Source organism: Flavobacterium tistrianum (genome assembly GCF_003254545.1).
GTDB classification, from domain to species: Bacteria; Bacteroidota; Bacteroidia; order Flavobacteriales; family Flavobacteriaceae; genus Flavobacterium; species Flavobacterium tistrianum.
Map to the genome: position 1 here is coordinate 448,904 of NZ_QJRH01000072.1, position 26,621 is coordinate 475,524.

The window sequence follows — 26,621 nt, forward strand, 5'->3', positions numbered from 1 at the left end:
GATCTTGAAACCGAAATCAATATTTTAAAATTCAATATTGTATTGTGAGATATTATTTTCAAATCTAAAATTCTAAATCAATTTAATCTAAAATCTAAAATCTGAAATCTAATATTCTTTATTCCCATTCTAGTGCTTTCTTTTTGATGATGTAAAAGAAACCAACTAAAAGTAAAGACATGAAAACTAACATTTTTAACATTCCTTCAATTCCTAAGTCTTTGAAGTTTACTGCCCATGGATAAAGGAAAATAACCTCTACGTCGAACAATACAAACAAAATGGCAACTAAGAAGTATTTTACAGAAAAAGGAATACGGGCGTTACCAACAGATTCGATACCGCATTCGAAGTTTTGATCTTTAACTTCAGAGGATCTTTTTGGTCCTAATTTCCCAGAAATGATGATTGTTCCTACCACAAAACCAACAGCTAGAATAAACTGCATTAAAATAGGAATGTAACTGTATTGATCAGATTGCATAAACTTTGATTTTATACTTAAAAAATGAGCCACAAAGATAACTTGGAAGTCTGTAAAACACAAGTTAAAAAAGGATTTAAGTAGGGTGCCAAACCGCGTTTATGTCTAATTTTTATTCATTATAAATAACATTGTGTTATTTTAATGTTTTTTTAAGAAATAGATAAAAAAAAACGTCCCGATATTTTCGGGACGTCTTCTGAGACCATTCAGAGGCAAAAAAAAATAATTGCTATATTTTTCTTAGATCACTGCTACTTTAGCAGCAACTTTCCCTTTTCTTCCTTCTTCTTCTTCATAGCTTACACGGTCACCTTCGCGTAATTCTTCCGCGTTAATTCCTGAAGCGTGAACGAAGATGTCCTTTCCTGTTTCTTCGTCTGTAATGAATCCATAACCTTTAGATTCATTGAAAAATTTTACTGTACCTGTACGCATTTGTAATGTAATAATAATTTATAATAAACAAATGTAATATATAAAATCATACAAAAGACATGTACGTGTTAATTTTTTGTAAAAATTATTGATTTACAGTGTTTTTACGCGGTTTATTGCATCAATTTGCTTATGGAATACCTTAATTTGCGAATCATTAATTGTAAGAATATGAAAATATCACAATTGTAAGAATATGATAATTCAAAAAAAATATCGTTTAAGATTTTTCTTAACATTTCGTTAAACTAAAAAAGCCGCTGAATTTTTTCAACGGCTCTTTTAGTTTTTATGAATAATTTACTGCATTTAAGCAATGTCAACTTTAATGCGAAGTTCTTTCAATTGTGCTTCATCAATTGCAGCAGGAGCATCGATCATGACATCACGTCCTGAATTGTTTTTAGGGAATGCGATAAAATCTCTAATGGTTTCTTGTCCTCCTAAAATAGCAACAAGTCGGTCAAGACCAAATGCTAACCCTCCGTGAGGTGGTGCTCCAAACTGGAAAGCATCCATTAAGAATCCGAATTGTGCTTTTGCTTCTTCTTCGGTAAATCCTAAATATTTGAACATCAATTGTTGTGTCGCTTTATCGTGAATACGAATAGATCCACCGCCAATTTCGTTTCCGTTTAAAACCATATCGTATGCATTTGCACGAACTTTTCCTGGTTCTGTTTCCAATAACGCCATGTCTTCTGGTTTTGGAGAAGTAAATGGATGGTGCATTGCATGATAACGTCCGCTTTCTTCATCAAGTTCCAATAATGGGAAATCAACAACCCATAATGGAGCAAATTCTTCAGGATTGCGTAATCCTAAACGAGTTGCTAATTCCATACGTAACGCAGAAAGTTGTGCGCGTGTTTTATTTGCAGGCCCAGAAAGTACAAAAATCATATCTCCAGGATTTGCTTCTGTTGCTTTTGCCCAATTTGCCAAATCATCATTGTCATAGAATTTGTCTACAGATGATTTGTATGTTCCATCTTCATTGCATTTTACATAAACCATTCCCGACGCACCAACTTGAGGACGTTTTACCCAGTCAATTAACCCGTCGATTTCTTTACGAGTGTAATTTCCAGCTCCAGGAACTGCAATTCCGACAACTAATTCAGCTGCATTGAATACAGGGAATTCTTTGTGTTGTGCAAATTCGTTCAATTCTCCAAACTTCATTCCGAAACGGATGTCCGGTTTGTCGTTTCCGTATGTTTTCATAGCATAGTCGTAAGTGATTCTTGGGAATTTATCTACTTCGATGCCTTTAATTTCTTTTAGTAAATGTCTTGTCAATCCTTCAAAAATATTCAAGATATCTTCTTGTTCAACAAATGCCATTTCGCAGTCAATTTGAGTAAACTCTGGCTGACGGTCTGCACGTAAATCTTCGTCACGGAAACATTTCACGATTTGGAAATATTTATCCATTCCACCCACCATCAATAATTGTTTGAAAGTTTGTGGAGATTGTGGCAATGCATAAAACTGCCCTTCGTTCATACGGCTTGGTACAACGAAATCTCTTGCTCCTTCTGGAGTAGATTTAATTAAATAAGGCGTTTCAACTTCGCAGAAATCTAAATCAGAAAGATATTTACGAACTTCCATCGCTACTTTATGACGGAACAACAAACTGTTTTTTACAGGATTTCTTCTGATATCCAAATAACGATATTTCATTCTGATGTCTTCTCCGCCGTCAGTTTCATCTTCAATTGTAAATGGAGGAGTTAAAGCAGTGTTTAAGATCGTTAATTCAGAAACTAAAATTTCGATTTCACCCGTTGGAATATTTTTGTTTTTAGCTTCACGCTCAATAACAGTTCCTTTTACCTGAATTACAAATTCTCTTCCTAGAGTTTTTGCCAATTCAAAAACGGTCTTATCAGTACGACTTTCGTCGAAAATAAGTTGTGTAATTCCATAACGGTCGCGTAAATCGACCCAATTCATAAATCCTTTATCACGTGATTTTTGAACCCAGCCCGCAAGTGTAACTTCGGTATTAATATTTGAAGCGTTTAATTCGCCACAATTATGACTTCTATACATAATCAAAATTTTAGACTGCAAAAGTAAATACAAAATTCAAGATAATATAGTAAAGTGGGAAGTTGATTCAGAATAATTTCAAATAAATTGTTAATTGTGAAAATCCGAAGCTTTTATTTCTTTAGTTTTGATTCATCTAAAAACTAATCATAATACCTATGAAAAAACTTTTTGTTGCAAGTTTAGTGCTTTTTAATGCTTTGAATATTGTTGCTCAAAGCAAAAATTCAATAAAGTTCACAGCTAAAATCGCCAATAGAAATAGCGACACTTTGGTTATTAAAGGAAGAGATAATTTCAGGCAAGTAATTCCAATTGGTAAAAAGGAGGTTTTTTCTGCAACTTTTGATGCTCCTCAGGGATTTTATGTGTTTTCTGATGGAACAGAATCTTCTAATTTATATTTAAAGCCAAATTCTGAAGTCAATTTGACTATGAATGCAAAAGAATTTGATGAAACTATAGTGTATAAAGGTAAAGGTGTGGATGAAAGTAATTTTTTGGCGCAACAATCTTTAAGAAATGAAAAACTTGAAGAAGCTTTTTCTAAAGAACCGGAGGAGTTTGCTAAAATATTAGAGGCTAAAGAAAAAGCAGATAATGAAAGTTTGAATAAAGGAACTTTTGATCCGCAATTTGTAACTGCAATGCAAAGTAGTTTTAAAAATTTTCATGAATTTTCGCTTAGAAATTATGAAAGTGCATATAAGGCAAATAAAATGGTTGGAAAAGCATCTCCCGGTTTTGACTACGAAAACTTTAAAGGAGGAAAAACAAAACTTTCTGATTTAAAAGGAAAATATGTTTATATCGATCTTTGGGCTACTTGGTGCGCGCCTTGTAGGGCTGAGATTCCTTATCTGCAAAAGATCGAAGAGAAATATCACGGAAAAAATATTGAATTTGTAAGTATTTCTATTGATAGGGCAAAAGATAATGAAAAATGGAAAAAGTTTGTAACTGATAAAAAATTGGGAGGCGTTCAATTATTTGCTGATAAAGATTGGGAATCTGAGTTTGTTGTGAATTACGGTGTAACTGGAATTCCTCGATTTATTTTAATAGACCCACAAGGTAATATTTTAAAATCTGATGCATCAAGACCATCTGATCCTGAATTGGATAAGCAGCTTAGTGCATTATTGAACTAATTTTTTTACGAAATTTATAACGTTATCGTAAAACGAAAATATTTCTAAAATACCAGTAAAACCAGTGCTTAAGCGCTGGTTTTTTCTTTTTCGGGAAATTTCCAATGTTAAGTTTTTATTCAATGTTACCAAATTGTTAAGCAAAAGTTTTTTTAATGTAAACAATTGACTATATTTGATAAAGATTTCTTAACATTAAATACCTAAAGATATGAAAAAGAGTGTAATTTTAGCTGCAATATTGTTCTCTGGAATTGTAGTTGCACAAGAAGGAAAGCCTGAATTAGAAGCTGCTGGGAACAAGGTAAAAGCAACGTATTACTATGAAAATGGTAAAGTGCAGCAAGAAGGCTTTTTTAAAGACGGTAAATTAGACGGTGTTTGGGTATCTTATGACGAAAAAGGAAATAAAAAAACCGTTGGAGAATACACAGACGGAGTTAAAACAGGAAAATGGATTTACTTTAATGAAAACAGTTTAAGCGAAGTTGCTTATTTAGACAACAAAGTAAGCTCAGTTAAAAGTTTACAGAAAAATGCTTTAGCAAACAGAAATTAAATTTAATTTCTGAAAACCAATTATAAAAAAACCGTCCCAATATTTCGGGACGGTTTTTTTATGCTTTTACTTTTTTAGATTTTCTGTTTCTTCCAAACCAAATTATAAATCCGCTTACAGGTAGTGCAGCGGCAATTAAACTCACAATAAAAGCTATAATTTTTCCAGGAAGGTCTAAAACTTGTCCTGTATGGATTCCGTAATTCATTTCGACAACTTTTAGTCCGAGGCTTTTTTTATCAAAAGTTTGGCTTTGGATTAATTTTCCGCTTGACGGATGAAAATAATAGTTACTCTGCTGATCATAACGTAATGTATATGGGTAAGCTCCTGTACTGACAATATCGCCTTTTTTCTGCGGAATCATTATAAAAAACATTTCTGCTTTTGGTTGCAATTTCTGAGTTTGAATAAATGCTTTGTCAATTGCTGTAACCGAATTTGCTTTGAACGAGGTTGTATCAATTATAGGTGTTTTTGTTTCGGCTGCTTTGTCTCCGCCAAAATTAAAAGATTTATAAATTCCGTCGCCAACCCATTCGTAGGTAAAAGTAAGTCCGGTTATGGCTAAAATTAGAGCTACTATAGAAATGTAAAAACCAGTAGTATTATGCCAGTCGTAATTGACGCGTCGCCATTTTGCTGACCATTTTATGGTAAAACTTCTTTTAATGTCACTTTTTCGTTTTGGCCACCATTGTATTATTCCCGAAATGAGCAATAAAATAAAAATGATAGTCGCTCCGCCAATAATATGCTTTCCGATATAATCGGGTAGAAGTAGATATAGGTGAATGTATTCTACAATAATGAAAAAATCGGTTTCCGGATTTTCCGATTTCAGATATTTCCCAGTATACGGATTAAAATATAAGTAAAGATTTCCCTTGTCAGAATAAGTGTAAACAATTGCCGATCTATTTCTTCCATAATAAGCGATCATGGTGGCTTTGTTTTCAGGAGCGGCTTCTTTTGCTTTTTCCTGCAATTGAGATGGTGGCAGAAAAGGTTTGTTTTGAGGTTCAACCAAACGCCATTCTTTTCGAGTAATGTCTTTTATTTCATCATGAAAACAGAAAATGCAACCTGTAATACAGACTACAAAAACAATAAGGCCAGAAATTAGTCCGAGCCATTTATGTATAAAACGTATTTTGGTTTTGAATCCCATTTTTTGATTAAAAGCGTAAAAGTATGCTCAAAATTTATATAGGACAAGTTATTATAGATAATTTATATGTGAGCGCAATAAACACTAAGAAATGATAAAAATAAAAATCTCGCAAAGACGCGAAGGCGCAAAGAAATATAAAAAAAACTTAGCGACTTTGCGTCTTTGCGAGATTTTAAAAAAAAGTAACTGAGAGAAAAGGAGCAGGGCAATTTTAAGCAACTGCTTTTTTAGGTTTTAAATGATAAGCCGTGTATAATGAAATTGCTGCTAAGAAAATCCAGAAAACATCAATAAAGAATATCTGAAATTTGTTTTCTAGGAAAGAAGTCCAGAACCAATTTCCAGAAACGATTCCGTTTGTAACGGGAATCAAGAATCCTAAAATGCTTCCTGAAATGAGACAGAATTTGTTGGTGAATGCATCATCCTTTTTAATGATAAAGAAGATTGTCAGTAGTAACCAGCCTCCAAAATAAAGTGCATATAAATTGGACTGACTTAAAGGGTAGAAAATTTTACTTCCAATAAAAGCCAACGCTGTAATTGGATACATGCTTAAACAAATTGCCAAATAAATACGAACAACAGCAGCGTTGAAACGTCTCTTCTTTTCTGGCATATTGTTTTTTTGTCGAGCAACAAGCCAAATCATAACGCCAGAGATAATGACAAAACAAGTTATAATTCCTAGAAGAAAACTAACGATTTTTAATGCATATCCGCCATAATCGCCAAAATGTATTCTGTATAAAACATTTTTTACAACATCTAAATAGCTCGTTTGTGCAATAGGGTCTTTTTTGCCAATTTCTTTTTCGTCAGCAATTCTGTATACTACTTTTCCAATTCCTGTAAATTTTTTATGGCTTAAAAGTTCGCCCTCAACTAGAACGTGCATATTGGCATCTCCATAATTTTGGATAAAAACACGGGTAATTTCAAAATCGGCCCAGTTCTTTTTGGTTTTTTCAACCAGTTCATTAATATTAAATGGATGTGCTAGTTTTTTGTTTTCAAACTTATAATCTGGATCAGTATATTCTAGTTCCTTATATAATTTATCCTGATCTCCTTTGTACAAAGCCATTACAGCTGGAGCTACAATTAAAAGTTTAATCATAAAAAATGCTCCTGTAACCGCATATACAAATTGAAACGGTAAGCCGATCATTCCTAAAGCGGTATGTGCATCTGTCCAAAGTGTTTTTAATTTTTCTTTCGGACGGAACATATAAAAGTTAGAAACGATTTTATTCCAGTGCAGAAGAACTCCTGTTATAATTGCGAATAAAAAAAACAAAGCTGTAAATCCAGCTAAATAATATCCTGCAGGATATGGAATTTGTGCTAGAAAGTGCAGACGGTATAAAAGCTCACCTAACGAATAAGATTCTTGATAAGTATAAGTTTTGTAATTTTTATTGTCAAGATAAAAGAACTCTCCTGCTTGTTGTTTTTTTGAAGCCAAGGTGTCTTTGGTTCCTTCCATATAAACAGCAACTCGATTTTCTACTGAAGGTTTAGAAATAGTAATATTTCTTCCGTGCAAAACATATTTTTTGTCAAGATGCTGCAGTGCATTATTGTAGTCTAATTGAATTTCTTTTGTGATTGCTGTAGATTCACTTCTTTCCCAATTGATGATTTCATCTCTAAAAAAAGAAAAAGATCCAGCGAAGAAAATTACAAAAAGAACTACACTGATCACGATTCCGCTGACAGTATGTGTGTGAAAATAGATATTGTAATGACGGTTATTCATAAATATTATTGTGCCGTATTATAGGTTTGACCTAGGTAAATGAAAAGACAAAAAAGTAGAGACAGCAGAATGTAAACTCCCCAGATTTTCCAGCCGCTTTTGGCTAAGAAAGCAATAATCATTAATGCCACCCAAAGAATAAAACCGCTGAAAGCCATTGTGATTAACACATCTTTTCGGCTAAACCAAGCCGCTAAAGCCAAATGAAAAGTAACAGAAACAAAGTATCCGCCTAAAATTGCAGCAGTGATTTTGGAAAAACGAGGCCAAAAAGAAGGATTTAGATATTTTGGATTTGCTGGCATATTGTAATTTAAAGTGGATTTTTAATTGTAATAAAGTTCAGTTGCGGCAACAAAAATGAGTAAGGCTAGAAGCAATTTGCTGTTTATCTTTTTTAAAGGAGTAAGGATAATGATTAGACTTCCAACAGTCATTAGCTGTATGAAAAACATCAAAGTGCCACAGCCTAACGATTGTGTAAAAAGCCACATTGCATAAGCAGAAAGCAATAGCGTTAAACCTACGATTTTTGTTTGTTTTGGATTTCTCTGCATCCATTTTTCAAAACCCAAATCATACGATAACACTGCTCTCTTTGAAGTGTAGTACAGTGTATAAAAAGCTAAGAAAACGATAAGACTGGCAATTGTAATCATAATCAATTAGAATTTAAAAAACACCTTTCCCATGAAAGAAAGGTGTTCTTTGTTTAACTTTTATTAAAACTTGTAAGTAAAACTTGCAGCGAAAGTTCTAGGATCTTTTGGATGTACTGTTGACCATCCGTCATAGATTTCTTTGTTTGTGATATTGTTTAATTTTAGTGTGATTCCAAATCTTTCAGTATTGTAAAATAAAGAAGAATTAAGGACAGTGTACTCTGGAATTGTAAATGTTCCTGAAACTTTTCTGTTCATGATTTTGTTATCTCCAACATAATTTCCTCCGAATCCTACACCAAATCCTCTTAATAATCCATTAGTGAATTTATAGCTTGCCCATAAGTTTGCCAAGTTATAAGCTCCCGCACTTTCTGGTCTGAATCCTACAAAGTCAGCATCTCCTTTTGTTAGAGTTGCATCATTATAGCTGTAACCAAGAATAATATTTAAACCGGTAATTGGATTAGCGATAAATTCAGCTTCAAAACCTTTATTGTGTTGCGCACCATCTTGATAGTTTGTCACGTCAGTTGCATTTGGTCTAACGCTATAAACCATGTTTGAAACTTTAATATCGTAATAGCTTAAAGTAGCGTAAATTTTATCTTTAAAAATGTTCAATTTTGTACCAAATTCTATTTGGTTGGCATGCTCAGGGTCGAATGTTACAGGAGTTCTAACTGTTCCATTTACGTTTTCTCCGGGAGCCACATTTGAGAAACCATTCATGTAGTTTGCGAAAATAGATACCTTATCAATGATTGGCTGATAAACCAATCCGAATTTTGGAGATAAAGAAGTCTGGTTGTAGTTATCATCGTCAGTTGAAACATCTCCGCTATTTATAAAACGATCTGCACGTAAACTTACCATTGCAGAAAGAGCAGGAGTGAAGTTGATTACGTCAGAAAAATAGGCGCTGTAAACCTCTTGTTTTGTTTTATTGTTGTTTCTTGGAGCGTTTCCTACAATGGCGTCAGATCCAGCTTTTGTTAAATCTCCCGTGTCACCATTTGAAGGACCAAAGATTGCATTGAAAGAGGCTAAATCGTCTCCAATATAAACATATCCGTTTCCAAAATAACCTGTCCCGCGATCGAGAGCAACTCTGTTGTAGTAATCTAAACCAACTACAAGCCTGTTTCTCATATTTCCGATTTTAAAATCGCCAATGAAGTTTTGTTGGATATCAAAAGTAGTGTTTTTGTTGTCTTGGTAATTGAAAAATCTTGCTAAAACTATACCTTCCTTAATAGAAGAAAACATCTTATTGCTAGTTCCTTCATATAAATAAGCATAATTTCCAGTAGACTTAGCATTACTTGTCGAGAAAATAGTCTGAGAAGTCCATTGACTAGAAAGCTTGTAATTCATTTGCGCCTGAATATTGTAAGAAGGCGTTTTGATTGTTAATTCGTTACTTGTGTAAGAACGATTATTGTCGTATTTTAATTCAGCAATATTGTGAACTCTTAACGGATTCGCTCTATCTAAAAACAACATTGTTGGGTTTGTGGTTTCATTGCTCATGAATTCGGTATTGACTAAGAATGATAATCTGTCATTTACTTCGTACGATAATGATGGAGCAATAAAAAATGATTCTACGAATCCAGCATCTTGAAAACTTTCTTGTTTGTTGTATGCTGAGTTTACTCTAAAATTAAGTGTTTTTGCATCGTTAAGAGATGTGTTAAGATCTACAGTTGCACGGTTTAATCCGTAGCTTCCAGCGGTATAATTTACTTCTCCGCCAAATCCTTTGTACGGTCTTTTTGTTGTAGTATTGATTAATCCTCCGTATGAAATTAAACTGCTTCCAAATAAAGTTCCAGAAGGGCCTTTAATAATTTCTACTCTGTCAATGTTTGCAGGATCTAAACTACCATTTGTTAAACCTGGTACACCGTTTACAATAGTTGCTTGAACAGGGAATCCTCTTAAAGAGTAATAACTGGCTCCATCTCCGCCACGACCTGTTGAAGCCCAAAGTTGTGTTACGCCAGGAGCATTTTTTAAGGCATCATCAAATGTTGTAACCACTTGTTCTTTTAAAACTGATCCCGTAATTGTAGTATATACTTGTGGATTTTCAAGATTCTTAAGAGGTAATCTAGAAACTTGTTGATTGTCTTTGCGTACGAAGCTATTTTTACGACCGTTTACAACTACTTCTGTTAATTCTTCTGAATTTGAAGTAAGATTGAAGTTTTCAGTTAATTCTTGTCCTTCTGTAATGGTAATCTTTTTTTCTGATGAGTTATAACCAACAGCTGAAACTTTTAGGAGATAAGTTCCTGATTTAACATTTTTTATTTTGTAATTACCCTCTTCATCGGTAGTTGTTCCAAATCTTGTACCTTTTAAAGCCAGAGAAATTCCCTCAGGAGATTCATTATTATTTAAAGATATTTTTCCTTTTATAGTAGCTTTTTCTTGTGCGATGATCGTATTTCCGATCAACAGGAAAAAACAAAATGTTAAAACAGAAATCGTAAATTTTAATTTCATTTTTATTTAGAATTAATTTTGATAGTGCAAATTTAATTGCTGGATGGCAATCAAACAAGTTGTTTTTATTTATTCTAAATAAATTATTTTTTAAAGGTTAAAATTTTCATTAATGTAAAAAATTAACATCTTAAGTCAATCTTAAGCTAATTTTAAGCAAAAAAAAGCCTGTTCTCATGAAAGAACAGGCCTTTATATTGTCGAAAATTACTTAAAAATTACAACTCTAAAGCACGTTTAGCATCGCCATTCATTAATAATTCTAATGGATTTTCTAAAGCTTCTTTTACAGCAACTAAGAAACCAACAGACTCACGTCCGTCGATAATTCTGTGATCGTAAGAAAGAGCCACATACATCATTGGGTGAATTTCAACTTTTCCGTTTACAGCAATCGGACGCTCAATAATATTGTGCATTCCTAAGATTCCTGATTGTGGAGGGTTGATGATTGGAGTTGATAACATACTTCCGAAAACACCACCGTTTGTGATTGTAAAAGTTCCTCCAGTCATATCGTCAACTGTAATTTGACCATCACGAGCTCTTAAAGCCAATCTTTTGATTTCAGCTTCAATTCCGCGGAAAGTTAAGTTTTCAGCATTACGAACAACAGGAACCATTAAACCTTTTGGTCCAGAAACAGCGATAGAGATATCACAGAAATCGTATCCTACTTTGTAATCTCCATCGATCATAGAGTTTACATCTGGATATAATTGAAGTGCTCTTGTAACTGCTTTTGTAAAGAATGACATGAAACCTAAACCTAAACCACCGTGTTTAGCTTTGAAAGCATCTTTGTATTCATTACGGATATTGTTGATTGGAGTCATGTTTACTTCGTTGAAAGTAGTAAGCATAGCTGTTTCATTTTTAGCTGAAACTAGTCTTTCTGCTACTTTACGACGTAACATAGATAATTTTGTACGTTCAGTTCCACGGTTTCCTCCAGTTGGGGTTCCCATTGAAGCTACAGCTGTTGCATTTACTGCATCGTCTTTAGTAATTCTGCCACCTTTACCAGTTCCTGTTACAGAAGCTGGAGCAATATTTTTCTCGTCTAAAATTTTTCTTGCTGCTGGAGATGGAGTTCCTGCAGCATAACTTGTTGCTGCTGGAGCTTGTACTGGTTCTGCTTTTGGAGCTTCAGCCTTTGGAGCCTCTGCTTTTGGTGCTTCCGCTTTTGGCGCTTCTGCTGCTGGAGCTGCAGATCCACTTCCTGCTGGTTTAGCAGCATCTGTATCAATTAAACAAACTACAGCACCTACTGCAACTGTATCACCTTCTTCAGCTTTTAGTGTAATTACACCGCTCATTTCAGCAGGCAATTCAAGAGTAGCTTTATCTGAATCAACTTCAGCAATAGCCTGATCTTTCTCTACATAATCTCCGTCTTTTACTAACCAAGTTGCAATTTCAACTTCTTTTATTGATTCCCCTGGTGATGGGACTTTCATTTCTAAAATCATCTTGTTTTTGTTTAAGGTTTTTATCGTTTCATGTTTCATGTTTCAGGTTGTTAGACTTGAAACTTGGAACATGAAACTTGAAACAATTATTTTTTTAATTATCTAAATAAATTTTTATCGAATACCATTCTAATTGCATCTGCATGACGACGTTTAGCACGTGTATAACTTCCTGATGCAGGAGCAGAATATGCTTTTAATGAAGCCAATCTCCATTTTACAAGATCAAAGTTCATTAACATATAGCTGTAAGCTCCCATGTTTTTAGGTTCTTCTTGAGCCCAAACGTAATCATCTGCATTTGGATATTTTGCAATGATCTCTTTAATCTGCTCAACTGGGAAAGGGAATAATTGCTCGATACGAACAACAGCAACGTCTTTTCTTCCGTTGTTTTCTCTTTCTGCAGTAATGTCATAATAGAATTTACCAGTAACGAAAACTAATGTTTTAACATCTTTTTTGTTTACTGTAGTATCATCAATTGTTTCTTGGAAACTTCCGTTTACTAAATCTTCTACTGGAGATACACATCTTGGATCACGAAGTAAACTTTTTGGTGTAAATACTACAAGCGGTTTACGGAAATTCGTTTTCAATTGTCTTCTTAATAAGTGGAAGAAGTTAGCAGGAGTTGTACAATCAGCAACATACATATTATGTCTTGCGCAAAGCTGTAAGTAACGCTCCATTCTTGCAGAAGAGTGCTCAGCACCTTGTCCTTCATATCCGTGAGGCAATAAAAGAACGATACCGTTTTGGTTGTTCCATTTGTCTTCACCGCAAGAAATGTATTGGTCAATCATAATTTGAGCTCCATTAGAGAAATCTCCAAATTGTGCTTCCCAGATTGTTAAAGCTTTTGGACTTGCTAATGCATATCCGTAATCAAAACCTAAAACTCCGTACTCAGATAAGTGAGAGTTGTAAACATTAAAGTTTCCTTTTTTGTCTTCAAGGCTATTAATCAAGATTACTTCTTCTTCAGAATCTTCAACCTTAACTACAGCGTGACGATGAGAGAAAGTTCCTCTTTCTACGTCTTGTCCAGAAATACGAACATCAAAACCTTCTTGTAATAAAGATCCGTATGCTAAATGTTCTGCCATTCCCCAATCTAAAAGATTAGTTTCGAAGAACATTGTTTTTCTGTCGTTGATTAATTTTTGAATTTTACTGATGAATTTTTTGTCTTCAGGCAAATTAGAAATCGCATTTGCAATTTGAGTTAATTTTTCTTTTGGATAAGAAGTATCAACTTTTTGAAGCATTTGCGTATCTGTAACCTGAACAAAACCTTCCCATTCGTTTTTCATGAATGGAGTAATGATAGTCAAATCTTTTTTACGAGAAGCTTCTAAGTTCTCCTCCAATTGAGATTTGTATTGTTTTTCTAAAGCATTCACATAAGAAGCATCGATTACACCATCAGAAAGTAATTTCTCTGCGTAGATGTCTCTTGGGTTTTTATGTTTAGCAATGATTTTATATAAAACAGGCTGAGTAAAACGTGGCTCATCACCTTCGTTGTGTCCGTATTTTCTATATCCTAATAAATCGATAAATACGTCACGTCCAAACTGCATTCTGTAGTCTAATGCAAAAGATACAGCGTGAACAACAGCTTCAGCATCATCAGCATTTACGTGTAATACTGGAGAAAGCGTTACTTTGGCCACGTCTGTACAGTAAGTAGAAGAACGAGCGTCTAAGTAGTTAGTTGTAAATCCAACCTGATTGTTGATCACGATATGAATTGTACCGCCAGTTTTGTATCCGTCCAATAAAGACATCTGAATGATTTCATACAAAATACCTTGACCAGCGATAGCAGCATCGCCGTGAACAGCGATTGGCAATACTTTTGAAATATTTTCTGGGAAATGTCTTTCTTGTTTTGCTCTTGTAATACCTTCAATAACAGCTCCAACAGTCTCTAAGTGAGAAGGGTTTGGTGCTAAATTGATGTTGATGCTTTTTCCAGATCTTGTTTTTCTGTCGGCAGTAAGACCTAAGTGGTATTTTACGTCACCATCAAAATATTCTTGATCGTAATCTTTTCCATCAAACTCACCAAAGATATCTTGAGTTGATTTTCCGAAGATGTTTGCCAAAACGTTCAAACGACCACGGTGAGCCATTCCCATTACGAATTGTTCAACACCTTTTTCAGCAGCTTGCTCGATTAAAGCGTCAAGAGCTGGGATGATAGATTCTCCACCTTCTAATGAGAAACGTTTTTGTCCAACATATTTAGTATGAAGGAAATTCTCAAAAGAAACAGCTTCGTTTAATTTATTTAAGATTGTTTTCTTTTCGTCAGAAGAGAAGTTTGGCTGATTTGTATTTACAGCTAATTTGTCCTGAATCCATTTTACCACATTAGGATTTCTAATGTACATATACTCAATACCGATATGCTGGCAGTAAATAGCTTTTAGACGATTTACGATATCTTGCAATGAAGAAGGCGCCATTCCGATTGTTTGAGCGGCATCAAAAACAGTTGAAAGATCTGCTGTAGATAATCCGAAGTTTTCAATATCCAAAGTTGGAGATGAAGTTCTACGGTCACGAACAGGATTTGTTTTCGTGAATAAATGCCCGCGCGTACGGTATCCGTCAATTAATTTAAGAACATTAAATTCTTTCTTTAGTTTTTCAGAAATCTGACTATAATCTGTGTTATCGCTAGTCACGTACTCAACGATTGTTTGCACCGGATTTTCGTCATTATAAGTCGTTTGTCCAAAGTCAAAACCTTGAAAGAAACTTCTCCAGCTAGGCTCAACGCTGTCTGGGTTAACTAAATATTGATCGTATAATTGTGCAAAAAACTCAGTATGCGCTGCGTTTAAAAATGAAAACCTATCCATAATATGAGTGAATATACTTTTTGTTATATAGAAAGGCAAAAGTACAACAATCGCATTTATTTAAATCTTTTTTTTACGTACTTTTACGTAAAAATTTGTTAAAATAAACGTTAACTATGAATAAAATTCAATTTTCAATCGATTTCAGATATTTTTTTGTGATTTTGGCGGTCTTGTTTTCAAGTTATAGTATTGCGCAACAAAAATATGTCATAGACAACAGTAACCATTTTTGGGAAAAAGTTCAATTTGGAGGCGGTTTAGGTCTCGGTTTTGGTTCAGGGTACACCAATATTTCTGTAATGCCAAGCGCCATTTATAATGTTAACGAAATTGTAGCAGTTGGAGCAGGTCTTCAATTTGGCTATTTATATCAAAAAAATTATTACGAATCTTTCGTTTGGGGAGGGAGCCTTATAGGTTTAGTAAATCCAATCCCCGAAATCCAATTGTCAGCTGAATTAGAGCAAGTAAGAGTCGATAGCCAATATGAAGCAGGATATGATATTTATGGTCGTTATTATCCTTCCTATTCAGATAGTTATTGGAATACTGCACTATATCTCGGAGCAGGTTATAGAACAGGAAATGTGACTATTGGAGCGCGTTACGATGTTTTGTATGATCCTAATAAAAGTCTTTACGGCTCTGGATTTATGCCTTTTGTGAGAGTTTATTTCTAAGTTGCTAAGGTTCTGAGATGCAAAGATTCTAAGGTTTTAAAAACGAAAATTTGAAGAAATTTATTTTTATAATTACGGCAATTGTACTTTTAAGCTGTAACAATTCTAAAAAAGCGGATATTAATAAAGAGAAGGTTGTAAAGAAAGAATTACGACCTTTTTTTGATTCGGATAAAATTGATCATTATTTTGTGAACTATACTCTTGATAGTATAATTATTTCTGGAGGAGAAAGTAAAAAATCAAAAAAAGAGAAGGAGTTTGAAGGTTTATTTATGGGATATTTTCCTGACAGTATTCCTAAAAAGAATTTTGAAGAAATTTTGTTAAGTCATAATTATAAGAAATCCAATCTTACAATTAAACAGCAAAAGGAAATTGAAAATGTATTCAGCGAAAAAGATTCTCTGCAGATGAGTGCATATGCATGTGTTCCTGAATATCGCGATATCTTTATTTTTAAAAAGAAAGAAAAAACGATTGGAATAGCAAAGATTTGTTTTAAATGTGGTCGTTTTCAAATTATTGGAAGTAAAATTGACACACAGTATTTTGGGCTTTTTGAAGAATTAGAAAAATTGCACAATATTGTTCGTCCCAATGAGAAAAAACCTTAGAACCTTAGCATCTCAGCACCTCAGCCCCTTATTTATAATAGTTGCGAAACCAAACCTTCTGCCATTCTCTTTTTAAAATTAAGAAAGCAACTTGTTCAGCTAGAATGACTAAATCAGAACCATCTAGTTGTTTGATTTCATTTTCGGGAACGTCAATAATGTAAAGTAGGTTTAAATATTCAGCAAATTTGTACTGAATCATTCGGTAGATTTTTTCGTGAAGCTGAATTTTCAATTCGTCTGGCGAGATGCTTAACGGAAAATCAATTCCTTCATTCGCCAGATTAAAATCTTTATTAAGCTGTTCAATAAGATTCAGATATAAAGTTTCTGCTTGTGCTTGCGCTAATAATGATTCGGTATTTGCTGGTGCTACAAACATATGATTTTAGATTTTAGATTGCTGATTTATGATTGTAGAATTTGTTGTTGAAATTGATTTTTGAAATTGCTATTTTTTAAACTTTACGCCCCATTAAATTCTCTCCAAATGTTCTTAGAATATCTTTTTTTTCAGAATTAATATCCATTTTTTCTAAGGTTTCAAAGGCTTTTAAAGTATACATTTCAATAGCTTCTTGAGTAGCTTTTGAAGCTCCAGATTCGTTGAAAATGGCTTTGGCAGTTTCTATTTTTTCTGAATTATCGTCAAGTTGAAGCGTGAATAATTTTTCTAATTCAGAAGCTTTTTCATCAGAAGAAAATTCTAAAGCCTTCAGATATAAATACGTTTTTTTGTTTTCTATAATATCTCCTCCAACCTGTTTTCCGAATGTTTCTGGGTCGCCAAAAGCATCTAGATAATCGTCTTGAAGTTGGAAAGCCAAACCTAAATTTAATCCAAAATCATAAATTAAATCCGCTTCTTTTTCAGAAGTTTTTGCCACAATGGCACCCATTTTCATGGCAGCCGCAACCAAAACAGCTGTTTTATACTCAATCATTTTTAAGTATTGCGGAATCGTAACATCTTTACGAGTTTCAAAATCTACATCCCATTGCTGTCCTTCACAAACTTCAAGCGCTGTTTTGCTGAATAATTTGGCAAGGTTTCTAAAAACAATCGGCTCGTATTGCTCAAAATACTGGTAAGCTAAAATCAGCATGGCATCTCCAGAAAGAATTCCAGTGTTTAAATCCCATTTTTCGTGCACTGTAACTTGTCCTCTTCTCAAAGGCGCATCGTCCATAATATCATCATGAACTAGCGAAAAGTTATGAAAAACTTCAACTGCCATTGCAGCCGGAAGCGCAATCGAATAGTCAGTATCAAAAACCTCTGCGGCCATTAAAGTTAAAACTGGACGGATACGTTTTCCGCCAAGCCCTAAAATGTATTCTATTGGTTCGTAAAGATTTTTAGGCTCTTTATGTATGTTTTGGCTTTGTAGATAATTGATGAAAAAATCTTGGTACTGACTAATATCGTGCATAATAAATTCTGATTTCGCGGCTCAAAGATACAATTCAAATATGAATTTCTAAGGATGAAATGTTAAAAGCGTATGAATCACCTTAAACAGGCTTTTAATCCGTCTCATTTCTAAGATGTTAAAATTTTTCGCAAAAAACTTGGAAACTTTTTTGGTATTCAGAGTTTCCTGTCTATATTTGCAGCGATAAAATGGAAACTAAGAACACTAAAAAAGTTTCCATGACGAGTTTTAATGATTCTTAAAATCAATTAAATCAGCTATTTATGAAAACAAAATGGACTTTAGATTCAAGCCAGTCAGATGTTTTATTAGAAATGAGACGATCAAGAACTGCTTATTTGGGAGGAGACTCAAATAAATTTGATGGATATGTGAATATTGAAGACAATGAGATTGAAGATGCTTCTGTCGAATTCTCATTAGACATCAATAATAAAAATGAAAGTTTCCAATCTATAGATGCTTATTTGCAGCTTCAGGATTTTTTTGAAGAAGATGAGCATCCGATTATCAGTTTCAAATCGACTTCATTTCAAAAAGTAAATCAAAACATTAATTTTTTCAAAGGAGATTTAACTATAAAAGATATCACCAGAGTAGTTGAATTGGATGCTGAGTTTCTAGGAGAAAATATTTATAACGGAGAAAAGAAAGTAGCTTTTGAAATTAAAGGAAACATCAAACGTGAGGACTTTGGTTTAGATTACAGTTCTTTCAATCATACTTCGGGTGCAGCCTTAGGAAAAGACATTAAACTTATAGCAAATTTAGAATTTAGCATATAAATCTTACCAAATCAATAAATTGATGTAAAATTATTACAAATAAACAGGAAACTATTTTTTTAATTTTAGTTTCCAAAGTATATTTGTGATGCAATCGAGAATTTAAAATGAAAGAGAAGATTATAGCAAAAGCAAGCGAGTTGTTTTTAAAGCTTGGTTTTAAGAGTGTCACAATGGACGATATTGCAGGTGAAATGTGTATTTCTAAAAAAACGATTTACAAGTATTTCTGCAATAAAGAAGTTCTGATTGAAGAAAGCACTTCGCTGGTTCATGGCCAAGTACACGAAATCATGGATACCATCATAGCAAAGAATTTTAATGCTATTCATGAAAATTTTGAGATCAGAGAAATGTTCCGTGACATGTTTAAAAATAACATAGACACGTCTCCAATTTATCAGTTAAAGAAGCATTACCCTGAGATTTATCAAAATATCCTTTCATTTGAAATTGATCAATGTACACAGATGTTTAGAGAAAATATTGAAAAGGGAATTCGTGAAGGTCTTTACAGAAGCGATTTGAATATAGAGGTTTATGTCAAGTTTTATTATACACTGGTTTTTCATATAAACGAAAATACGGTTTCTGAAAGTGAGGCGCAAAGAATTGAGCTGGAAGCATTAGAATATCATACCCGTGCAATGGCCACCGCAAAAGGAGTAGAGGAATTAGAAAAGCAGCTAAAAAGAATAAATAATTAATTCATCCAAATATATTAATCGTCATTATTCTGAGTGAGGATGGAAAATGGCGATACTATCTCAAAATTTAAAAAATAAATATTTAACTACTTATGAAAAGAATCCTTATTATATTTTTGTGCACCATTGGCTTGTCTGTCAACGCACAAACCACTTTAACCCTGAAAGACGCTGTCAATTATGCGCTCCAAAATAAAGCAGATGCTAAAAAAGCAAAGCTTCAGGTAGAAAATAGTGAGTATCAGATTCAGGAAATACGTTCGAGAGCTTTACCGCAAATTAGTGCAAACGGAAGCTTAACGTATAATCCGGTAATTCAGACAACAGTTATTGATGGAGCAGCATTTGGTGCGCCAGGAACTACAATTCAGGCTGCGTTTGGACAAAAATGGACATCGACTGCGGGTGTTTCTTTAACGCAAGCATTATTTGATCAATCTGTTTTTACAGGTTTAAGAGCTGCAAAAACAACTCGTGAGTTTTATCAAATAAATGATCAGTTAACTGAAGAACAAGTTATTGAAAGAGTTGCAAATAACTACTATTCAGTTTATGTGCAAAGAGAAAGACTTATTTTATTAGACAGTAACTACGTAAATACACAAAAAGTTCGTGATATTGTTCAAGGGCAGTTTAATAATGGTTTAGCTAAAAAAATTGATTTAGATCGTATTATCGTAAAACTGTCTAACATTGATACAGATCGTCAGCAGGTTAAAAATCAAATCGAGTTACAGGAAAATGCATTAAAGTTTTACATGGGTATGCCTATCGAAACTCAAATCGTTATGCCAAAAGAAGAATTTGAAGTTGTGCCAGCTGCTTTAACACAAGAGCCAAATATTGAAAACAGAACAGAATATTTGCTTTTGAAAAAACAAGAAGAACTTTTAGTATTCAATAAAAAAGCGGTCGAAGCAGGTTATTATCCTACACTTTCATTGTCTGCAGGCTATAATTATATCGGACAAGGACCTAATATGCCTTGGTTTGCAAAACCAGAAAAAGGAGTGTATTGGTCAGACTTCTCTGCAATTGCTTTAAACTTACACGTGCCAATCTTTACAGGTTTCGGAACTCGTGCAAAAGTTAGACAAGCTGATGTTCAAATCAGAGAATTACAAGAAGACATCAAAGACACAAAACTTTCTCTTGATTTAGATTATAGAAATGCAATGACGCAGATTAATAACAATCTTGTGACTATCGAAAATCAGAGAGAAAATATGCGTTTAGCGTTAGAAATTCTAAGCAATACCAAAAACAATTACCTTCAAGGTTTAGCATCTTTAACCGATTTGCTAGATGCAGAAAACGCGTCTCTTGAAGCTCAAAATAACTTTACAAGAGCAGTTTTAAATTATAAAATTGCCGAAATATCTCTAATCAAATCGAAAGGCGAACTTAAATCTCTTACTAAATAACAAATTATTACAATGAAGAAAATAATTATAACAGTCGTAATCATAATTGTAGCTTTTTTTGGAGTTAGCTACATTTTAAATAAGAACAAAGCAGAAAACGAAGCGAAAACTGCCATTGTAGCAGAAAAAAACGCAGCAGTTTCTGTAAAAGTGGCTACAGTAAAAACAGAAGATGTTAACTTAGGTTTTACTGCAAACGGAAACTTCGCACCAATTCAGGAATTAACTTTTTCTGCTGAAAAATCTGGAAAAGTAATTAGTGTTTTAGTTAAAGAAGGTGACTATGTAAGAGTTGGTCAAACTCTTTTAACAGTAAGAGGTGATGTTATCAATGTAAATGCTCAAGCAGCTGAAGCAGCATATCAAAATGCAAAATCTGATTATGCTAGATATGAAAACGCTTTCAAAACTGGCGGTGTTACAAAACAACAATTAGATCAAGCAAAATTAGCTTTAACTAATGCTCAATCTAACTATACTCAAGCTAAAATTAATGTTGGAGATACAAGAGTAAAAGCTCCAATCAATGGATACATCAATAAAAAATACATCGAACCAGGATCTATTTTAGCTGGAATGCCTGCAACTGCTTTATTTGATATTGTAAATGTTTCTAAATTAAAATTGACTGTTACAGTAAACGAAACTCAAGTTGCTAGTTTAAAATTAGGACAAACTGTAGACATTACAGCGAGTGTTTATCCTGATAAATCATTTAGCGGAAAAATTACTTTCATTGCTGCAAAAGCAGATGCTTCTTTAAATTTCCCTGTTGAAATTGAAATTACAAACAACGCTAACAACGACCTAAAAGCAGGTATGTACGGAACTGCAAACTTTGGTGCTAAAAGCCAAGAACAAAACTTAAAAGTGGTTCCTAGAAATGCATTTGTTGGAAGTGTGAGCAGTAACGAAATTTTTGTTGTAGAAAACGGTGTTGCTAAATTGAGAAAAGTTGTTGCTGGAAGAATCTTAGGAGATAAAGTTGAAATCATCAATGGTTTAAATGACGGAGAAACTGTAATTGTTACAGGTCAAATCAACCTACAAGACGGAAATACAGTAGAAATTATTAAATAATTATTTGGCTATAAGCATAAGCTATAGGCTCTAAGCAATTTCAAAGCTTAAAGCCTACTGCCTAAAGCTTAAAGCATAAAGAAAAAATATATGAAATTAGCCGAAATATCCATAAAACGTCCGTCGTTGGTAATTGTATTGTTTACAATTCTAACACTAGGTGGATTGTTCAGTTACAGCCAATTAGGCTACGAGCTGATCCCAAAATTCGAAACCAACGTAATTACGGTTTCAACTGTATATCCTGGAGCTTCTCCAAGTGAGGTTGAAAATACAGTAACAAAGAAAATTGAAGATGCGATTGCGTCTCTTGAAAATATCAAAAAAATCGATTCGAAATCTTATGAGAGTCTTTCGATTGTATCGATCACATTGACTTCAAACGCGAATGTTGATATTTCGATGAACGATGCACAGCGTAAAATTAATGCGATTTTGAGTGACTTGCCAGACGATGCGGATCCGCCGTCATTGACTAAATTCTCTTTGAGTGATTTACCAATTATGACGCTTGGTGCGAATGGAAAAATGGACGAAGCAGCGTTTTACGATTTGATCGATAAAAAGATTGCTCCAGTTTTATCTCGTGTACAAGGGGTTGCTCAGGTAAACATTATTGGTGGTCAAGAACGTGAGATTCAGGTAAACCTTGATGCAGTAAAAATGCAAGGTTACGGATTATCTGTTCCACAAGTGCAACAAACTATTTTAAGTTCAAACTTGGATTTCCCAACGGGTAACATCCAAACTCGTAACCAAAAAATCTTAATCCGTTTAGCGGGTAAATATAAAAATGTTGACGAATTAAGAAACTTAGTGGTTTCTTCTCAAAACGGAATTCAAATTCGTTTAGGTGAAATTGCAGACGTTCAGGATACGCAAAAAATCGCAGAGAAAATTGCGCGTGTAGATCAAAAAAGTGCGATTGTACTTCAAATTGTAAAACAATCAGATGCGAATGCCGTTGCGGTAAGTGAGCAATTGATTAAAACAATTAAAACTTTAGAGAACGATTATAAATCGGCTCAATTAAAATTAGAAGTAGCAAAAGATAGTACAGTCTTTACTCTTGAAGCAGCAGATTCTGTTGTACATGACTTGTTAATTGCGGTTATTCTGGTAGCATTCGTAATGTTGTTCTTCTTGCACAGTATTAGAAACTCGTTAATCGTAATGGTATCTATTCCAGCATCTTTGATTGCTACATTTATTGGTATTTATTTGTTGGGCTACACGCTCAACTTAATGTCTTTACTTGGTTTATCTCTTGTAGTTGGTATTCTTGTGGATGACGCGATTGTGGTATTGGAGAATATTTACCGACACATGGAGATGGGTAAAAGCCGAATTCGTGCCGCTTATGACGGAACTGCCGAAATTGGTGCAACCGTAACTTCGATTACATTAGTAATTGTGGTGGTGTTCTTACCGATTGCGATGAGTACAGGATTAGTATCGAACATTATTACACAGTTCTGTGTTACGGTAATTATTTCTACAATGTTCTCGTTATTGGCTTCATTTACGATTATTCCGTGGTTATCATCACGTTTCGGAAAATTAGAGCATATTGAAGGTAAAAATCTTTTCGGAAGAATTATCTTAGGATTTGAAAGCTATTTGACTCGTTTTACTGACTGGGTATCTCATTTATTAAACTGGTGTTTAGATCACTACATTAAAACAATGGTGGTTATTATAGTAATGTTCTTTGGTACGATCTTCTGGTTAATGGGAGGTGGATATATTGGAGGAGAGTTCTTCGCCTCATCTGATAGTGGTGAGTTCTTAGTACAAATCGAGATGCCAAAAGATGCTTCGTTAGAGCAAACCAACTTTATGACGCAAAAAGCAGAAGCTTTCTTAAAAGGAGAGAAATATGTTTTCAGCCAAATTACAACAGTTGGTCAAACCAGTGAAGGTTTAGGAGCAGCTCAGGCAACTGCATATAAAGCAGAGATTGACGTTAAAATGATCGATCAAAAAGATCGTACAGATGACGCCAACGTATACGCTGCAAAAGTGAAACGTAAATTGGAGAAAGTTTTAGTTGGTGCAAAAGTAAAAACAGTTCCTGTAGGTATCTTAGGTACTGCTGAAGATGCAACTTTAGGTTTGATCGTAACAGGTCCAAACGTAGAAAGTGCTATGAAATTTGCTAAAATGGCCGAAGCTGAATTACGCACCATTCCTGGAACAACTGAGATTAAATTAACAGTTGAAGATGGAAACCCTGAGATCAACGTTCAAGTTGACAGAGATAAAATGGCTGCTTTAGGACTAACGCTTCAAACAGTTGGTTTAACCATGCAGACAGCTTATAGCGGTAATACAGACGGTAAATTTAGAGCTGGTGAATACGAATATGACATCAACATTAAATACAACGAATTTGATAGAAAAAATATCACAGACGTTAGTAATTTGATTTTCATCAACAATGCTGGTCAACAGATTAAATTAAACCAATTCGCGACAATTACAGAAGGTTCTGGACCAAGTAAATTGGAGCGTAGAGATAAAACAGCTTCTGTAACCGTACAAGGACAGAATGTTGGGGTGCCAGCAGGAACAATCGTTCAGCAATGGCAAGCAAAATTAGATAAATTGCAAAAACCAACTGGAGTTAACTACATCTGGGGTGGTGACCAAGAGAACCAATCTGAAGGATTTGGTACTTTAGGAATCGCATTATTAGCCGCTATTATTTTGGTTTACCTTGTAATGGTTGGATTGTATGACAGTTTCGTTCACCCGTTTGTTGTATTGTTTGCTATTCCGCTTTCGTTCATTGGGGTTTTATTTGCGCTTGCCTTAACCAACAATACTTTAAATATCTTTACGATATTAGGGGTAATCATGTTGATTGGTCTGGTGTGTAAGAATGCGATCATGCTTGTCGATTATACCAATCAGCGTAGAGCAGCTGGAGAATCAATCAGAAACGCTCTAATCCAAGCAAACCACGCACGTTTACGTCCGATCTTGATGACAACAATTGCGATGGTATTTGGTATGTTCCCAATTGCATTGGCATCTGGAGCAGGAGCTGAATGGAAAAACGGATTGGCTTGGGTAATTATTGGAGGTTTGATTTCTTCATTATTCCTTACGTTAATCGTAGTTCCTGTAATCTATGATATTATGGAGAAAATTATCCGTAAGTTCTCTAAAGGAGAAAAAATCGACTATGAAGCTGAAATGCACGCAGATTATACGCCAGCAGAATTAAGCGAAGACGGTTTCAATCCTAAACACACTCATTAATAGTTTTAATTTTTGATAGTGAAATTCCGAGCCCGAATTCGGAATTTCACCATAAAAATCCCAAGTTCCTTCAATTAGGAATTTGGGATTTTTTTATCCTGAATTAAAAAGACAATATAAAAAAATGTCAGCTTTTTCGTTTATTTGCATCACCTTACAAAAAATATTATGCTACAAAAAGACAAGTCAGCAGCAATTGGTTTTATTTTCATAACCATGTTAATAGACATTACAGGATGGGGAATTATTATTCCTGTAATACCAAAATTAATCGAAGAATTGATTCATGGTGACATCAGCGAAGCTGCAAAAATAGGCGGTTGGTTAACTTTCGCGTATGCGATAACCCAGTTTGTATTTGCTCCCGTTATTGGAAATCTGAGTGATAAATTCGGAAGAAGACCTATTATTTTAATTTCCCTTTTCGGATTTTCATTAGATTATTTATTACTAGCATTTTCACCAACTATTATTTGGCTTTTTATCGGAAGAATTATTGCTGGAGTAACAGGTGCGAGTATCACAACCGCTTCTGCTTATATTGCAGATGTTAGTACACCTGAAAACAGAGCTAAAAACTTCGGGTTAGTAGGCGCTGCTTTTGGATTAGGATTTATCATAGGACCCGTTATTGGTGGACTTTTAGGACAATACGGATCTAGAGTTCCTTTTTACGCTGCTGCAATTTTATGTATGCTTAACTTCCTTTACGGATTTTTCATTTTGCCAGAATCATTAAAAAAAGAAAACAGAAGAGAATTCGACTGGAAACGTGCCAATCCAATCGGAGCTATTTCAGGATTAAGAAAACACCCAACACTAATCGGATTAATTGTTGCCATTTTTTTACTGTATGTTGGTTCTCATGCTGTGCAAAGCAATTGGAGTTTCTTCACTATCTATCAATTTAATTGGAACGAAAGAATGATCGGAATTTCATTGGGAATTATTGGTTTATTAGTTGGAGTGGTGCAAGGAGGATTGGTTCGTTACATCAATCCGAAAATAGGAAATGAGAAAAGTATTTACACTGGTTTAGCTTTATATACAATCGGAATGCTATTATTTGCTTTTGCAACAGAAAGCTGGATGATGTTTGTGTTTTTAATTCCGTATTGCCTTGGCGGAATTGCCGGTCCAGCATTGCAATCTGTTGTAGCAAGTAAAGTAGCGCCAAGCGAACAAGGAGAAATTCAAGGGACTTTAACTAGTTTAATGAGTGCTTCTTCAATTATTGGTCCACCAATGATGGCCAATACATTTTACTTTTTCACTCATGACGATGCGCCTTTTAAATTTGCAGGAGCGCCTTTTATTTTAGGTGGAGTTTTAATGTTGCTGAGCACAGTTGTGGCTTATTTTTCGTTGAAAAAACACGCCGTTCAGAAAACAGAAATCGAGAGTTAAGAAATACTATAAAACTAAAAAGTCTTCATTTTACTGAAGACTTTTTTATTTGGAGTTTAGGA

General features: G+C 34.1%; 22 protein-coding genes. 10 read left to right on the forward strand and 12 right to left on the reverse strand.

Annotation, left to right across the window (positions count from 1 at the left end):
- Positions 1-118 precede the first annotated feature (118 nt).
- From DMB71_RS18775 to aspS, 3 genes are all read right to left on the reverse strand, one after another.
- Positions 119-484: an NADH-quinone oxidoreductase subunit A gene (locus DMB71_RS18775; protein ID WP_008466117.1), complete on the reverse strand. Its 366-nt coding sequence runs from the start codon at positions 482-484 to the stop codon at positions 119-121.
- Positions 485-727: 243 nt separating this feature from the next.
- Complete coding sequence (locus tag DMB71_RS18780) at positions 728-922, reverse strand: cold-shock protein (protein ID WP_007137066.1); 195 nt, start codon at positions 920-922, stop codon at positions 728-730.
- A gap of 309 nt (positions 923-1,231) precedes the next feature.
- The gene (gene aspS, locus DMB71_RS18785) at positions 1,232-2,983 is read right to left on the reverse strand and encodes an aspartate--tRNA ligase (RefSeq protein WP_111368859.1); all 1,752 of its coding nucleotides are present in this window, start codon (positions 2,981-2,983) and stop codon (positions 1,232-1,234) included.
- A gap of 158 nt (positions 2,984-3,141) precedes the next feature.
- On the opposite strand from aspS, the gene DMB71_RS18790 reads away from it, so the two are divergent.
- Both DMB71_RS18790 and DMB71_RS18795 read left to right on the forward strand, forming a co-directional pair.
- A complete protein-coding gene (locus DMB71_RS18790) occupies positions 3,142-4,134 on the forward strand; it encodes a TlpA family protein disulfide reductase (RefSeq protein ID WP_111368860.1) in 993 nt (330 codons plus the stop codon).
- A 211-nt stretch (positions 4,135-4,345) separates the two neighbouring features.
- The gene (locus tag DMB71_RS18795) at positions 4,346-4,693 is read left to right on the forward strand and encodes a toxin-antitoxin system YwqK family antitoxin (protein ID WP_111368862.1); all 348 of its coding nucleotides are present in this window, start codon (positions 4,346-4,348) and stop codon (positions 4,691-4,693) included.
- 58 nt (positions 4,694-4,751) lie between these two features.
- On the opposite strand, the gene DMB71_RS18800 is transcribed toward DMB71_RS18795, so the two are convergent.
- The 7 genes from DMB71_RS18800 to DMB71_RS18830 all read right to left on the reverse strand — a co-directional run bounded on the left by DMB71_RS18800 (position 4,752) and on the right by DMB71_RS18830 (position 15,153).
- On the reverse strand, positions 4,752-5,864 hold the full coding sequence (locus DMB71_RS18800; protein WP_111368863.1) for a PepSY-associated TM helix domain-containing protein: 1,113 nt from the start codon (positions 5,862-5,864) through the stop codon (positions 4,752-4,754).
- Positions 5,865-6,078: 214 nt separating this feature from the next.
- Entirely contained in the window at positions 6,079-7,629 is a 1,551-nt protein-coding gene (locus DMB71_RS18805) for a PepSY-associated TM helix domain-containing protein (protein ID WP_111368865.1), read from the reverse strand.
- Positions 7,630-7,634: 5 nt separating this feature from the next.
- A complete protein-coding gene (locus DMB71_RS18810) occupies positions 7,635-7,934 on the reverse strand; it encodes a hypothetical protein (RefSeq protein WP_111368866.1) in 300 nt (99 codons plus the stop codon).
- A gap of 21 nt (positions 7,935-7,955) precedes the next feature.
- Entirely contained in the window at positions 7,956-8,288 is a 333-nt protein-coding gene (locus tag DMB71_RS18815) for a hypothetical protein (RefSeq protein WP_111368868.1), read from the reverse strand.
- A 63-nt stretch (positions 8,289-8,351) separates the two neighbouring features.
- The gene (locus DMB71_RS18820) at positions 8,352-10,805 is read right to left on the reverse strand and encodes a TonB-dependent receptor (protein ID WP_111368870.1); all 2,454 of its coding nucleotides are present in this window, start codon (positions 10,803-10,805) and stop codon (positions 8,352-8,354) included.
- A 218-nt stretch (positions 10,806-11,023) separates the two neighbouring features.
- Entirely contained in the window at positions 11,024-12,277 is a 1,254-nt protein-coding gene (gene odhB, locus DMB71_RS18825) for a 2-oxoglutarate dehydrogenase complex dihydrolipoyllysine-residue succinyltransferase (RefSeq protein ID WP_111368948.1), read from the reverse strand.
- 98 nt (positions 12,278-12,375) lie between these two features.
- Positions 12,376-15,153, reverse strand: a complete 2,778-nt coding sequence (locus DMB71_RS18830) for a 2-oxoglutarate dehydrogenase E1 component (protein WP_111368871.1) — start codon at positions 15,151-15,153, stop codon at positions 12,376-12,378.
- A gap of 116 nt (positions 15,154-15,269) precedes the next feature.
- Between DMB71_RS18830 and DMB71_RS18835 the strand changes: the two genes are divergently transcribed.
- Both DMB71_RS18835 and DMB71_RS18840 read left to right on the forward strand, forming a co-directional pair.
- Positions 15,270-15,836 (forward strand): hypothetical protein, encoded by a 567-nt coding sequence (locus tag DMB71_RS18835; protein ID WP_111368873.1) that lies wholly within the window; start codon positions 15,270-15,272, stop codon positions 15,834-15,836.
- A gap of 50 nt (positions 15,837-15,886) precedes the next feature.
- Positions 15,887-16,453, forward strand: a complete 567-nt coding sequence (locus tag DMB71_RS18840) for a hypothetical protein (RefSeq protein ID WP_111368875.1) — start codon at positions 15,887-15,889, stop codon at positions 16,451-16,453.
- Positions 16,454-16,481: 28 nt separating this feature from the next.
- On the opposite strand, the gene DMB71_RS18845 is transcribed toward DMB71_RS18840, so the two are convergent.
- Positions 16,482-16,835 carry a hypothetical protein gene (locus tag DMB71_RS18845; protein WP_111368877.1) on the reverse strand — a complete coding sequence of 118 codons (354 nt, stop codon included), beginning with the start codon at positions 16,833-16,835 and terminating at the stop codon, positions 16,482-16,484.
- Between the two features lie 76 nt (positions 16,836-16,911).
- Positions 16,912-17,886 carry a polyprenyl synthetase family protein gene (locus DMB71_RS18850; protein WP_111368878.1) on the reverse strand — a complete coding sequence of 325 codons (975 nt, stop codon included), beginning with the start codon at positions 17,884-17,886 and terminating at the stop codon, positions 16,912-16,914.
- A gap of 266 nt (positions 17,887-18,152) precedes the next feature.
- Between DMB71_RS18850 and DMB71_RS18855 the strand changes: the two genes are divergently transcribed.
- The 6 genes from DMB71_RS18855 to DMB71_RS18880 all read left to right on the forward strand — a co-directional run bounded on the left by DMB71_RS18855 (position 18,153) and on the right by DMB71_RS18880 (position 26,559).
- The gene (locus tag DMB71_RS18855) at positions 18,153-18,674 is read left to right on the forward strand and encodes a YceI family protein (protein WP_111368880.1); all 522 of its coding nucleotides are present in this window, start codon (positions 18,153-18,155) and stop codon (positions 18,672-18,674) included.
- Between the two features lie 107 nt (positions 18,675-18,781).
- Positions 18,782-19,381 carry a TetR/AcrR family transcriptional regulator gene (locus tag DMB71_RS18860; RefSeq protein WP_111368882.1) on the forward strand — a complete coding sequence of 200 codons (600 nt, stop codon included), beginning with the start codon at positions 18,782-18,784 and terminating at the stop codon, positions 19,379-19,381.
- Between the two features lie 92 nt (positions 19,382-19,473).
- Positions 19,474-20,805, forward strand: coding sequence for a TolC family protein (locus DMB71_RS18865; RefSeq protein ID WP_111368883.1), 1,332 nt, complete (start codon positions 19,474-19,476; stop codon positions 20,803-20,805).
- 12 nt (positions 20,806-20,817) lie between these two features.
- Positions 20,818-21,885 carry an efflux RND transporter periplasmic adaptor subunit gene (locus DMB71_RS18870; protein ID WP_111368885.1) on the forward strand — a complete coding sequence of 356 codons (1,068 nt, stop codon included), beginning with the start codon at positions 20,818-20,820 and terminating at the stop codon, positions 21,883-21,885.
- A 90-nt stretch (positions 21,886-21,975) separates the two neighbouring features.
- Complete coding sequence (locus DMB71_RS18875) at positions 21,976-25,152, forward strand: efflux RND transporter permease subunit (RefSeq protein WP_111368887.1); 3,177 nt, start codon at positions 21,976-21,978, stop codon at positions 25,150-25,152.
- Between the two features lie 168 nt (positions 25,153-25,320).
- Positions 25,321-26,559 carry a TCR/Tet family MFS transporter gene (locus tag DMB71_RS18880; protein WP_111368889.1) on the forward strand — a complete coding sequence of 413 codons (1,239 nt, stop codon included), beginning with the start codon at positions 25,321-25,323 and terminating at the stop codon, positions 26,557-26,559.
- Positions 26,560-26,621 lie beyond the last annotated feature (62 nt).

What these genes read in the sequence shown, in the direction of transcription:
- DMB71_RS18775 (WP_008466117.1), bottom strand. Translation starts at nt 484, where the DNA reads ATGCAATCTGATCAATACAGTTACATTCCTATTTTAATGCAGTTTATT.
- DMB71_RS18780 (WP_007137066.1), bottom strand. Translation starts at nt 922, where the DNA reads ATGCGTACAGGTACAGTAAAATTTTTCAATGAATCTAAAGGTTATGGA.
- aspS (WP_111368859.1), bottom strand. Translation starts at nt 2,983, where the DNA reads ATGTATAGAAGTCATAATTGTGGCGAATTAAACGCTTCAAATATTAAT.
- DMB71_RS18790 (WP_111368860.1), top strand. Translation starts at nt 3,142, where the DNA reads ATGAAAAAACTTTTTGTTGCAAGTTTAGTGCTTTTTAATGCTTTGAAT.
- DMB71_RS18795 (WP_111368862.1), top strand. Translation starts at nt 4,346, where the DNA reads ATGAAAAAGAGTGTAATTTTAGCTGCAATATTGTTCTCTGGAATTGTA.
- DMB71_RS18800 (WP_111368863.1), bottom strand. Translation starts at nt 5,864, where the DNA reads ATGGGATTCAAAACCAAAATACGTTTTATACATAAATGGCTCGGACTA.
- DMB71_RS18805 (WP_111368865.1), bottom strand. Translation starts at nt 7,629, where the DNA reads ATGAATAACCGTCATTACAATATCTATTTTCACACACATACTGTCAGC.
- DMB71_RS18810 (WP_111368866.1), bottom strand. Translation starts at nt 7,934, where the DNA reads ATGCCAGCAAATCCAAAATATCTAAATCCTTCTTTTTGGCCTCGTTTT.
- DMB71_RS18815 (WP_111368868.1), bottom strand. Translation starts at nt 8,288, where the DNA reads ATGATTACAATTGCCAGTCTTATCGTTTTCTTAGCTTTTTATACACTG.
- DMB71_RS18820 (WP_111368870.1), bottom strand. Translation starts at nt 10,805, where the DNA reads ATGAAATTAAAATTTACGATTTCTGTTTTAACATTTTGTTTTTTCCTG.
- odhB (WP_111368948.1), bottom strand. Translation starts at nt 12,277, where the DNA reads ATGATTTTAGAAATGAAAGTCCCATCACCAGGGGAATCAATAAAAGAA.
- DMB71_RS18830 (WP_111368871.1), bottom strand. Translation starts at nt 15,153, where the DNA reads ATGGATAGGTTTTCATTTTTAAACGCAGCGCATACTGAGTTTTTTGCA.
- DMB71_RS18835 (WP_111368873.1), top strand. Translation starts at nt 15,270, where the DNA reads ATGAATAAAATTCAATTTTCAATCGATTTCAGATATTTTTTTGTGATT.
- DMB71_RS18845 (WP_111368877.1), bottom strand. Translation starts at nt 16,835, where the DNA reads ATGTTTGTAGCACCAGCAAATACCGAATCATTATTAGCGCAAGCACAA.
- DMB71_RS18850 (WP_111368878.1), bottom strand. Translation starts at nt 17,886, where the DNA reads ATGCACGATATTAGTCAGTACCAAGATTTTTTCATCAATTATCTACAA.
- DMB71_RS18855 (WP_111368880.1), top strand. Translation starts at nt 18,153, where the DNA reads ATGAAAACAAAATGGACTTTAGATTCAAGCCAGTCAGATGTTTTATTA.
- DMB71_RS18860 (WP_111368882.1), top strand. Translation starts at nt 18,782, where the DNA reads ATGAAAGAGAAGATTATAGCAAAAGCAAGCGAGTTGTTTTTAAAGCTT.
- DMB71_RS18865 (WP_111368883.1), top strand. Translation starts at nt 19,474, where the DNA reads ATGAAAAGAATCCTTATTATATTTTTGTGCACCATTGGCTTGTCTGTC.
- DMB71_RS18870 (WP_111368885.1), top strand. Translation starts at nt 20,818, where the DNA reads ATGAAGAAAATAATTATAACAGTCGTAATCATAATTGTAGCTTTTTTT.
- DMB71_RS18875 (WP_111368887.1), top strand. Translation starts at nt 21,976, where the DNA reads ATGAAATTAGCCGAAATATCCATAAAACGTCCGTCGTTGGTAATTGTA.
- DMB71_RS18880 (WP_111368889.1), top strand. Translation starts at nt 25,321, where the DNA reads ATGCTACAAAAAGACAAGTCAGCAGCAATTGGTTTTATTTTCATAACC.